The organism is Pseudoalteromonas thalassia, assembly GCF_049257215.1.
GTDB lineage: Bacteria > Pseudomonadota > Gammaproteobacteria > Enterobacterales > Alteromonadaceae > Pseudoalteromonas > Pseudoalteromonas lipolytica_C.
Genome location: NZ_JBMMUE010000012.1, coordinates 107,749 through 118,679 on the forward strand (window position 1 = coordinate 107,749; position 10,931 = coordinate 118,679).

A 10,931-nucleotide genomic window follows, 5' to 3' on the forward strand; every position below is an offset into this window, starting at 1 on the left:
TTAAACCAACAGGGCAGTTATGCTAACCACAATCGAAAGAAGACAAAAAATCGTCCTTATGACTGAAGAAAAGGGCAAAGTTAGTGTGAAAGATCTGGCTAAAACCTTTGATATTTCAGAGGTTAGTATACGCCATGATCTTAATGAGCTAGGTAAGCGCGGCTTAGTCGTGCGTTCTCGTGGTGGGGCAATCGCTTGCGATAAGCTTGCCAAAGAGCTTTCGGTAAAAGATAAACATAACGAAAACTACGCAATTAAAGTTCAGCTGGCGAAAGCTGTTGCAAATTTAGTTGAAGATGGCGATTCATTAATTATTGACTCAGGTACCACCACTGAAGAAGTTGCCAAAGCACTCACAAGCAAAAAAGCGCTAACGGTGATGACTAATGGTTTGAATATTGCGCACGTATTAGCCGATATCGACGATGCAAATGTATTTATGCTCGGTGGCCAATTACGCAAGAAATCCTTGTCTTTTTACTCCAATGAGGTTGAGCAAGCACTGAGTAAATATAACTTCAAAAAGGTTATTTTAGGTGTTGATGGCATCGATTCTGAAGCGGGGATCACCACTCATTACGAGCCTGAGGCAATGTTAAATAGAACCATGTGTACTCGCGCAGACAAAGTCATTGCAGTGACTGATTCGAGTAAATTTGGTAAACGTGCCTTGTATAATGTCCTACCGCTTAAATCAATAGATGTTCTGGTTACTGACAAAAATATGCCAACTGAATTTGTTGAATCTTTAACAAACCTAGGCATAGAAGTGATCATCGTTTAATACAAAAACAATAGAATACTGTAAACATATTTCTAAAAGGCAACCTTAGGTTGCCTTTTTTGTTGCCTAGTTAATACGATTTTCTTGTTCCTTTCAAAATAATTAAAAAAAATCCTTCCTGTAGCTTTCGAAATTAAACGTACGCCATTAAAGGCTTTTGAAGCGATTTATGACTATTTTAACGCTTTTTTCGTAACTATCGAAAGTTTCGCTAGGTAATTATTTGTTGATAGGTTGTTTCATTTTGTTATAAATTAAGTGTGAGGCCTTACTTAAGTACTATTTTTTATAGTCAACAAATCAGAATATTAAAAAACAGGAAATCACCATGGCAACAACAGCTAGAAAAACATACCTGAGCGTATTGATAAGCTCGATATTGGCTTCGTCAGTCAGTTTCGCAGCCTCTGCACAACAGCAAGAGAATAATAACAATAACCAAGTCGAAGAGGATGTTGAGGTTATTGAGGTTACAGGGATACGTAGCAGCATTAAAGAATCAAACTTTCGCAAAAGAGAAGCAACAACGGTTGTTGATGTTGTAGTTGCGGACGACATTGGTAAGTTTCCCGATGAAAACTTAGCTGAAGCATTACAGCGTATTCCTGGTATTACCATTACCCGTAATGGCGGCGAGGGGCAAAATATTTTAGTACGTGGTTTAGGTGGTGGCTACAACATTACCACCTTGAATGGCCGTAAACTGGCGTCTGAAAATTCAGGCCGCGACTTTAACTTTGATACCATTGCCTCAGAATTAGTCGGAGCACTGCAAGTTTATAAATCACCAGAAGCACGCTTAATTGAAGGGGGGATTGGTGCGGTTGTTGATATCGAAACTCGCAAACCACTTGATCAAGACGGTTTCACGTTAAGTGCTTCAGCAAAGGGAATTTATGAATCGCGCACGGGAGATGTACACCCGCATGCTTCATTCATCATAGGTGACAACTTTAATGATGATACCTTTGGTGTGCTTTTCTCTGGGGCCTATTCAAAGAAAACCTTACGTGCAGACACATACTCTGCAAGCGGCTTTTTTGATGAAGAAGAGGGCTGGGGAGCAGACAGTGCCGGTGTGCCAGTCGATATGAATGGCAACGGAGAAATTGACGGGCAAAGCGAAATATTTGCCTCAAAAATTCCGAGTTACATGTATTTTGCCAACGCGCAAGATGTGCGTGAACGCGTCGGTGCGACGTTAGCAATGCAATGGCGCCCAACAGATACCCTAGATATTAACTTTGATGCCTTATATTCGCGTTACAATACAGACGGTCATCGCTATCAAATCGGTTTTGTTAACTACGACGAAAGCTGGACGCCAGGCACGCCCGTTTTTACCGACGCACAATTTGATGATTCAGGCCGTGTGGTATCAATGACGCAAACCGGTAATACTATGGTGGAGTTATTAAACTTAACCAATCCTCGAAAAACAGATACGTATCAGTTTGCCCTTAATGCCAAATGGTATCCAATGGATGGCCTAACACTGGCTGTGGATGTTGCGCATTCAAAAGCGAAAAATGAAAATGGCGGTGATAATCGCTTTATTGTTGCCCGTGGTTTTATTGACTCGATTGGCATTGATTACACCACTGGTAATATGCTGCCAGATGTTACTTTATCGCCGGGCTTAACAGCGGATCAATCATACGGTGCGCACTATAGCCGTAATACAGGTACCGGGGTTGAAGACACTATCAATGACTTTAAGTTTACCGGTACATTTTTGCCTGAAAGTGATTTAATTACCCGTATCGATTTTGGCTTAACATACCTTGAGCAAACCAAGAGCCAACTGGAATATGCTTCAAAAAATGCCAGCCAATTTAGTAATGGTGGCCAATACTTAGATCGCGATGGTTATGAATTTGATGACAGCACGGTAGTAAATGTAGGTGACTTTAACCTATTTGAAATCCCAAGTGACGTGTTTGTTGAGGCGAATTTCGATAACTTCTTAGAAGGTGAAAGTAGCATTACACCTGAGCCATGGCCAAGTTTCGATTACGATAAGTTACTTGCTTATTATCGTTCAATTAATGCTGAAGCTACAGACAAGAGCATTGTTGCCTCGCTTAATTCATCGGGTACTTATGAGGTAACCGAAGAAGTCCTTACCGCGTATGCGCAAGTGACGCTTGAAAGCACTCTTGCAAAAATGCCGTATATGCTAAATGTCGGTATTCGTGGTTCACAAACAGAAGTGAGCTCTAAAGGGTCGGTGTATGATTTATCGTTAATTGACTTACAAGAGGATGGTAAACCACTTGAAAATGGTTGGCGCGAAACCATTCAGCAATCATTTGAAGGGGATTACAGCAATATTTTACCAAGCATGAACTTTAAGCTTAGCATTACTGATGATTTGATTTACCGCTTCTCTGCGGCACAAGTTATTAGTCGTCCATCATTAGCCTATTTGCGTCCATGGCTTGCGCCAAACTTTGATACTTATCGTGAAGGCTTACCACAACTTTCTATGGGTGATTCATCGTTAACACCTGAAGAAGCTAATCAAGCAGACATGACCTTAGAATGGTACTTTGAAGACAGCAGCTCGTTAAGTGGTGGGGTGTTTGTGAAAGACCTGAAATCATTTATCGATTATGTAGAAAGCCCAGTTGAAATAGAAGGCGTGCGTTATTTTGCCTCTTACCCGGGTAAGAGTGAGTATGGTGCCACTATTAAAGGCGCTGAGTTTGCTTATCAGCAATCGCTCGAAAATTTACTACCTGAGCCCTTTAATGGTTTAGGTTTTCAGCTTAACTATACCTATGTAGACAGTAGCTACGATGAGCCAGAGCTAAAAGAGTCAGGCTTGCCATTTAGAGGTATGTCGAAAAACTCATATAACGCGGTGGTTTACTATGAGCAATATGGTTTCCAAGCGCGTTTAGCCTATAACTGGCGTAGTAAATTCTTGTCGGATCCAGATGCATGGGGTGGCCCTTATTGGATCTCTGATTATGGTCAGTTAGATGCCAGCATGAGCTATAACATCAGTGATCAATTCACTGTGTTTGCTGAAGCAACTAACTTAACGAATGAGCGTTATTGGGGTTACACCAAGCGCACTGACCAAGTGAGTTACCTTGAGCGCTTTGGTACTCAGGTCGCATTAGGTGTACGTGCTAGCTTTTAATCTTTGTATTCCCAGTTGTTAGTGTTGTTCAAGCGCCTGCAAAGGCGCTTTTATTTTAAAAAAAATGAGGTTGTTATGGCAGGAATTAGTGTTTGGCAATTAGTCATTATTGCCGCAATTGTGGTGCTGTTATTCGGCACAAAAAAGCTCTCTCGAATAGGTGGTGATTTAGGGACGTCAGTTAAAGGGTTTAAACGCGCTATGCACGATAAACCCAATGATGAAACTTAGTTAGCAATAAATTTTAGATAATATTACTGCCTTGTTCGGGGTCGCGAGATTGATCAGCTTGTTCGCGTATATCATCGGCATCACTGCTGACATCATCTAAACTATGATCGGTGAGTGTTTTTGATGTTTGGGTAGGCGTGCTCGAATTACTATTTATTTGCTCTGTTTCGGTATTTAAAATGATTCGCTCGCGGGCATCATCAGGCATACTGACTTGCTCTGATAAATAGGTATTGACCAACTCTCGCATCAATTGAGATGCCACTTTAACTGTGCTGTGCTCATTGCTATTTACCCAAAAATAAATAGTTAGATTTAGTGTTGCTGAGCCTAATGAATCAATTAACACTTGGCTTGGCGGATCACTAATAACAGCCGGGTTTTGCTTAACCACTTTCATTGCTAATTGCTGGGCATAGCGAATGTCATTATCGTAACCAATGCCAACGTTAAAGTGACCTCGCATTTTAGGATTTGCGGTGAGGTTTTTTATGACATTTTTATACACAGTCGCATTCGGTATTTGAATGTGATTACCATCAAAATCAACTAAAGTTGTGGCGCGAGCCGTCACTTTTTTAACCACCCCTAAACGACCATCTACTTCTATCACATCGTCAATACGAAAAGGGCGCTGCACACTGAGCAGCATGCTTGAGATAAAGTTTTCGGCAATATCTCGAAAAGCAAAACCTAAAATAAGACCCACTAATCCAGTACCACTCATAATAGCTACAGCAAAATCGGTAAGTCCTGCAAGGCGCAAAAATAAGTACACCCCAAACAAAATGATAATGATGCTAAAAAATCGTCGTGTTACAACATGTAATAGCTTGCTTTCACTTACAAAACCAAGCGGCTTTATCAAGATATATGACAAAGGGCGTGCTAATAAATAGCAAATAATAACAGCTACGAGGCCCAACGTAAGGGCTGGTAACATTTGCCAAGTAGTGTGTAAAAACTGCGTAACTTGTAGGTTTAAGTCTTGCCAAGCAATGCTGTCGGTGGGTGTCTGTGTGGTAACAAATAATTTAGGTGAAAACAAACTAGCTAATTGATTTTTATATAATAAATATAGACTCATTGCACCACTCCATGGATGGTTGTTTTGTTACAGTAAGCTTAGCTTAGTGCAATTCAAGCGCCATAATTAATGGCAAGCTGTTTGCAGCTTTAAAATTAATAAAGCAATGTATTAGGTCAGATATGGCTCAAGATAAACGCGGATTTCAGGCACATTCACCGTTGGAGATCCCAGTTAGAGGCTGGTGGGATATTATCAAACGCGTGTATCACAATTTATCACAAGACAATTTATCGTTTGTGGCGGCTGGGGTGGCATTTTATGCTTTGCTTGCGATCTTTCCTGCATTAGCCGCGACAGTCTCTGTTTACGCTTATTTTGCGTCCCCGACCGATATCCATGAGCAACTTGATAAAGTCACCGCTATTTTACCAACAAGTAGTCGAGACATTATTTTGCTACAGGTTGCAGAGGTGACTCAGCAATCGCAAAAGGTGTTAAGTGTTAGTGCCATAGGGACTTTATTGCTAACGATTTGGAGTAGCAGCAAGGGCTGTCAGGCGCTAATAACAGCCTGTAATATCACTTATCATCAGCATAACAAACGACAATTTTTTATGGCGTTACTGGTGCGCTTTTTATTTTCGCTAGGTGCCATTGTTGTTGCGCTGGTTGCCTTGTTGATCATCGGTATTTTACCGATTGTGCTTAACCTAGTTGGTTTAACAGAGCTGATTGATTTGTTGATCAAGCTCATTACTTGGCCACTGCTTGCGATTATTTTTAATTGCGCGTTGGCATTCTTATATCGCTATGCGCCACATCGAACAGCAGCAAAATGGCGCTGGATCACACTAGGTTCAATAGTGGCTACTTTGCTATGGATTATCGCATCAATTGGTTTTTCATATTATGTCTCACAATTTGCAAGTTATAACGAAACGTATGGCTCATTAGGTGGTGTAGTGATTATGTTGATGTGGCTCTATATCAGCGCATACATCATTATTTTTGGTGCTGCGATTAATGCCAGCATAGAACAACAAACTTTAGTCGATAGTACCATAGGCCCTGATAAAGAAGTTGGGGAGCGGGGGGCAACAGTAGCTGATAGATTAACCAGACAACAAAATAAGCATTCTTAAAAATAGAACGATTAACACTAATTTTACTCATGGTTGTTAGTTAAATTAGCACCTACAATCATTTCATACAATTTACGGGAGTAAAGTTATGAAAGTGATTCAACAATTAAATAGCCATGCTACACAAGATGGTGATGGTGTAAACATCAGCCGCATTCCCGGCTTTGACGGTAAGTATTTAGACCCTTTTTTAATGATCGACGAGCTTAAATCAGATGATCACAGTGATTTTATGGGCGGTTTTCCTGCGCATCCTCACCGTGGTATCGAAACCTTTACGTATATTATTAAAGGTGGCTTTGAGCACCAAGATCAAATGGGCAACAAAAAAGCGATTCGTGCTGGTGACGTGCAGTGGATGAGTACCGGCTTTGGTGTGATCCATAGTGAAATGCCGTTAGCAGATGCAAAAGAAGGCATGCATGGTTTTCAGATTTGGCTAAATATGCCCAGTGCTGAGAAGCTCAGAGCACCACGTTACCAAGATACCACTGAAGCGCCTGCGCCGACGACACGAAATGAACAGGGTGTTGAGCTTAAAGCATTAGCTGGAAGCTGGCAGTTTGCCGGTGAAGAGCAGGTATCAAGCCTTCAAGATCTAGCAGCTAATGGCATGCTGGCTGATGTGACCTTACCTGCAGGAACTGTATTTAACCATGCGCCTTTAGCGCAAACCAAAGTGATGCTTTATGTTCATACTGGTGAAATACACACAGAGCAAGGTGGTCCTGTAAAAGCGGGTAGCTTACTCATTCTTGAGCCTGGTAGTGACATTGAATTTAACTCACAAACAGGGGCTGGAGTTTTAATCCTTGCTGGAGAACCACTCAATCAGCCAATCGCGCACATGGGTCCGTTTGTGATGACTACCCAAGCTGAGTTACAGCAAGCGGTTAGAGATTATCAGTTAGGAAAATTTGGCACACTATAGGAGGTTATTGTGGGATTACTTGTAAACGGTCAATGGCAAGATAAATGGTACGACACCGATAACAACCAAGGTGAATTTAAACGTGAGGCGGCCCAGTTACGAAACTGGGTTACCGCTGATGGTAGCGCTGGTCCAAGTGGTGATGCAGGCTTTAAAGCTGAAAAAGATCGCTACCACCTTTATGTCTCTTTAGCCTGTCCTTGGGCTCATCGCACCTTGATATTTCGCCACTTAAAGGGGTTAGAAGATTATATCAGCGTGTCGGTTGTAAGCCCTGACATGCTAGAGCATGGTTGGACGTTTGATAAAGATAATCACAGCACCGGTGATGCTCTTTTCAATAGCGACTTTATGCATCAAATTTATACGCGTAATAAAGCTGATTATTCAGGTCGTGTTACGGTGCCTGTGCTTTGGGATAAAAAAACGCAGCGTATTGTTAGCAATGAATCTGCTGAAATTATCAGAATGTTTAATAGCGCGTTTAATGCACTCACAGGTAATGAGCGCGACTTTTATCCTACAGCATTACATGCTGAAATTGACGAAATTAATGAGTTTGTTTATCACAACATCAACAACGGTGTATACCGTGCAGGCTTTGCGACAACGCAAGAAGCTTATACAGAAGCCTTTGATGATCTATTTGCAGCGCTTGATAAAATTGAACAACGTTTAACAGAAAACCGTTATTTAGTAGGCGATACACTCACAGAAGCTGATTGGCGTTTATTTACCACTTTAATCCGCTTTGATAGCGTTTATGTTGGTCATTTTAAGTGTAACTTACGTACTATCGAGAGTTATCCGGCAATCAGTAACTATCTGCGTGAGTTGTATCAAGTTGAAGAGGTAAGTAAGACGGTTGATTTTTACCATATTAAACGTCATTACTATTTCAGTCATACTATGATCAATCCAACTCAAGTCGTGCCAAAAGGGCCTGGTATAGACTACGCTCGTCCACATAACCGTGGTTAATAGACATTGATAACTAACAGTTTAATGACTTGATTAAGCTGTTAGTTATAACTATCCATCACCTTGCGGATGGTGTCGATGCCAAACATTACCTTCTGAATAAATGATTCTGAGCTTTTCACTAAATTAAAATTAGGGTGTTGAGACCAAACAGCTTGTAGTTTGTCATCAAGTAATATGGCTTGTTGGTCAGACTCATTTCTTACAGGGTTATTAGAATGAATACTTTGTCCAGATTTAGCTGCAGTTTCAAAAAAGATCACTGCATCATATTGGTTAAGTTCGGTTTGTAGATTGGTATTTAAGCATTGAAAAAATTCATCTTGCTCACCAGGCCAATAGGCTAGTCCATCTAAGCTACCACGATCGCAAAGCATTAAACGATCTGGGTGCATGGTTCGCTGAATATGCTCTAAGTGTTTTTGTAGGTTATAAATAGCCTGTTGGTGAGCCTTGATAAGGTGAGGTTCGGTGCTACGTTCAATTCCTCCGCCAAATAACATTGTTGCAGATTCAGGAACGACAACAATTTGTTTTGAAAACTCGCGTCTTAGTAAATCGATGGCTGTAGTTTTACCACCTCCGGGGCCGCCAGTTAATACTATCCGTTTTTTCACTAATAATTCCCGAAATTAATTTCTGATACTTTAAGGTAGTGAAATTGCGACTTAATGAGAAGTAAAAACTCTGATTTTACTGATAAAGATCATAATAATTTAAGAAGCCAACTAAACTGACTAACTTGTTTTAATTTGCTTTTAGATTGGTCATTGCTTTGTAAAGCCTGATAACCCATCCCTGCGGTGAAGGCGCTAGCAAGGCCGACTTTAGTGACAGCAAATCGTTTTAACCGATAGTTGAATGCTTGGTGATGCTGACGTTTAAGTTCATCTTGCATGTCCATACTATGACTAAGATCAGTGACTTTTTTCAGTGGTTCGCGAATAAAGTAGTTAATTAACATTATTTTTCCTTATCAATGTTGAATAATTGGCGGGCACTTTTAACCGTTCGATCAAAACCAATTTTACTACTGATATAGCCAATATTTTTCCAAAGCCAAAATAAACAAAGCAGTTGCAAAACGATCAGCGATAAAGCGCAAAGAGCGACAGATCCACTTAAACTGAATATGGCAATACCTATTGTGGCTAACAAACCAGCCCAAAGTAAAACTAAACCACCTGCAAAGCAGACCAGCATGATGATAGTTAATGCCAAAGAGCGTGTCGATAATCGCCACTCAGCTGCAGCTACCTGTTTACACAACCCGGCTTGGGTACGGTAGTCTACGTAAAGTTGTTCAGCATATTGCGACAACTTGGCAAGGTGATCTTGCCACTGATCAGCATGCAAAGGCTGATCAGTGGCTGCTTGCGACTTCTCTTGTGAATGTTGAGAGTGCGGCATGTTATTTACGGCGAATAAGTGCGCTAACTAACATACCTGCAGCAAACGCAATACCTGCTGTTGCAAGCGGATTCTCAGAGGCAAGCTGACGTGTTTTGCTACTGTACTCACCTAGTTTCTCGCGAGCTTGAGCTTGTTTCTCTGAAATAGTTTGTGCTGAATTTGATGCGCCTTCACGAACTGAATGCTCAGCTGATGCAGCACGAGTTGACAGCGCGTCAACTGCATGATGAGCTGCCTCAGTTGCTTTTTCCGTAAATGGCGCCTCTACTTCAGTTGGTTTCGGATTTGTTTTGCTGTTTGCAGTACTTGAATTCGATTTCGACGTTGCTGTAGCCATGATCATTCCTTAAAAATTGCCATTATTGGTATTCAATAGCTCGCAACCTTTATACCAATTATTAAATCATTTAATTTCAGGGTGTTATATTTTTAGACTCTAAGATCAACATAATTTCTAGTAACTATTGCACAGTAGTTAAGTAAAAATTACAGGCTAAGAAAGATGTACGATTCATTTGTAACTATTCATTGGTTATTCATTAATCATTTTTCCCCAATTCGTCGCCAATAAAATAGTAAAAAAATTTTTTTTATTTGTTTTCCACTTTTTCCCACGTAATTCAGTGGCTTTGCTTGAAGCCTTATTTTTTCTGGCTTTAGAAGCCTATTATGATGATCAGCTTACTTGACAAAAAGCCTTGTCAAGCCCTAAACTGGAGCACTGTGGTAAAAAGTGGTTTTTAGTGGATCAAATTGGATCGGAAATAATCATTAACAATTTATAACCTATTTTAAGGCTAATTATGTTTAGGGGTGCAAGCTCGCTGAGTTTGGATGATAAAGGACGCTTTGCGGTACCAACCAAGTACCGAGACGCGATCTTGTCTGAAGATCAGGGAACGGTTATTTGCACAGTCGCACTGAATGAGCCTTGTTTGTGGTTATACCCACTAGCCGAATGGCTAGAAATTGAAGAACGATTATTAAAGATCTCTAACATGAATCCACGAGCACGCCGAATGCAACGTATGTTGCTTGGCAATGCTACAGAGTATCAACTAGATAAAAATGGCCGGATTTTGCTTGCTCCTTCTTTACGAGCTCACGCGGAACTTGGAAAAAAAATCATGTTGGTTGGCTTGATGAATAAGTTTGAAATTTGGGATGAAGATCGTTGGCATGAGCAAATGCGCCAAGATACTGAAATTGAACGCTTAGGTGAGTTTGAGGCAAATCCCGAATTCGATAACTTCTCGCTCTAACCACAA

Annotated in this window: 11 protein-coding genes and 1 pseudogene; 7 read left to right on the forward strand and 5 right to left on the reverse strand. The window is 40.8% G+C overall.

Annotated elements, in window-relative coordinates:
• The first annotated feature begins 19 nt into the window (after positions 1-19).
• From agaR to tatA, 3 genes and pseudogenes are all read left to right on the forward strand, one after another.
• A complete protein-coding gene (gene agaR / locus AAEU31_RS14690) occupies positions 20-784 on the forward strand; it encodes a transcriptional repressor AgaR (RefSeq protein WP_135923474.1) in 765 nt (254 codons plus the stop codon).
• A 328-nt stretch (positions 785-1,112) separates the two neighbouring features.
• Positions 1,113-3,935, forward strand: a complete 2,823-nt coding sequence (locus AAEU31_RS14695; RefSeq protein ID WP_421967596.1) for a TonB-dependent receptor — start codon at positions 1,113-1,115, stop codon at positions 3,933-3,935.
• Between the two features lie 75 nt (positions 3,936-4,010).
• Positions 4,011-4,160, forward strand: a pseudogene (tatA, locus tag AAEU31_RS14700) (twin-arginine translocase TatA/TatE family subunit); the annotation flags it as partial.
• A 19-nt stretch (positions 4,161-4,179) separates the two neighbouring features.
• Here tatA and AAEU31_RS14705 read toward each other — a convergent pair.
• Positions 4,180-5,253, reverse strand: coding sequence for a mechanosensitive ion channel family protein (locus AAEU31_RS14705; protein ID WP_421967597.1), 1,074 nt, complete (start codon positions 5,251-5,253; stop codon positions 4,180-4,182).
• Between the two features lie 122 nt (positions 5,254-5,375).
• Here AAEU31_RS14705 and AAEU31_RS14710 point away from each other — a divergent pair, with 122 nt between their 5' ends.
• From AAEU31_RS14710 to AAEU31_RS14720, 3 genes are all read left to right on the forward strand, one after another.
• Entirely contained in the window at positions 5,376-6,338 is a 963-nt protein-coding gene (locus tag AAEU31_RS14710; protein WP_421967598.1) for a YihY/virulence factor BrkB family protein, read from the forward strand.
• 88 nt (positions 6,339-6,426) lie between these two features.
• Positions 6,427-7,269 (forward strand): pirin family protein, encoded by an 843-nt coding sequence (locus AAEU31_RS14715; protein WP_235382439.1) that lies wholly within the window; start codon positions 6,427-6,429, stop codon positions 7,267-7,269.
• A gap of 9 nt (positions 7,270-7,278) precedes the next feature.
• On the forward strand, positions 7,279-8,250 hold the full coding sequence (locus tag AAEU31_RS14720; protein ID WP_421967599.1) for a glutathione S-transferase family protein: 972 nt from the start codon (positions 7,279-7,281) through the stop codon (positions 8,248-8,250).
• A 41-nt stretch (positions 8,251-8,291) separates the two neighbouring features.
• On the opposite strand, the gene AAEU31_RS14725 is transcribed toward AAEU31_RS14720, so the two are convergent.
• The 4 genes from AAEU31_RS14725 to AAEU31_RS14740 all read right to left on the reverse strand — a co-directional run bounded on the left by AAEU31_RS14725 (position 8,292) and on the right by AAEU31_RS14740 (position 10,000).
• Entirely contained in the window at positions 8,292-8,867 is a 576-nt protein-coding gene (locus AAEU31_RS14725) for an AAA family ATPase (RefSeq protein WP_135923482.1), read from the reverse strand.
• 89 nt (positions 8,868-8,956) lie between these two features.
• Complete coding sequence (locus tag AAEU31_RS14730; protein WP_421967600.1) at positions 8,957-9,214, reverse strand: hypothetical protein; 258 nt, start codon at positions 9,212-9,214, stop codon at positions 8,957-8,959.
• The gene (locus AAEU31_RS14735; RefSeq protein ID WP_135923484.1) at positions 9,214-9,660 is read right to left on the reverse strand and encodes a hypothetical protein; all 447 of its coding nucleotides are present in this window, start codon (positions 9,658-9,660) and stop codon (positions 9,214-9,216) included. The genes AAEU31_RS14730 and AAEU31_RS14735 overlap by 1 nt, the downstream gene beginning before the upstream one ends.
• 1 nt (position 9,661) lies before the next feature.
• The gene (locus AAEU31_RS14740; RefSeq protein WP_135923485.1) at positions 9,662-10,000 is read right to left on the reverse strand and encodes a DUF883 C-terminal domain-containing protein; all 339 of its coding nucleotides are present in this window, start codon (positions 9,998-10,000) and stop codon (positions 9,662-9,664) included.
• Positions 10,001-10,466: 466 nt separating this feature from the next.
• On the opposite strand from AAEU31_RS14740, the gene mraZ reads away from it, so the two are divergent.
• Positions 10,467-10,925, forward strand: coding sequence for a division/cell wall cluster transcriptional repressor MraZ (gene mraZ, locus AAEU31_RS14745; RefSeq protein WP_135923486.1), 459 nt, complete (start codon positions 10,467-10,469; stop codon positions 10,923-10,925).
• The last annotated feature ends 6 nt before the right edge of the window (positions 10,926-10,931 follow it).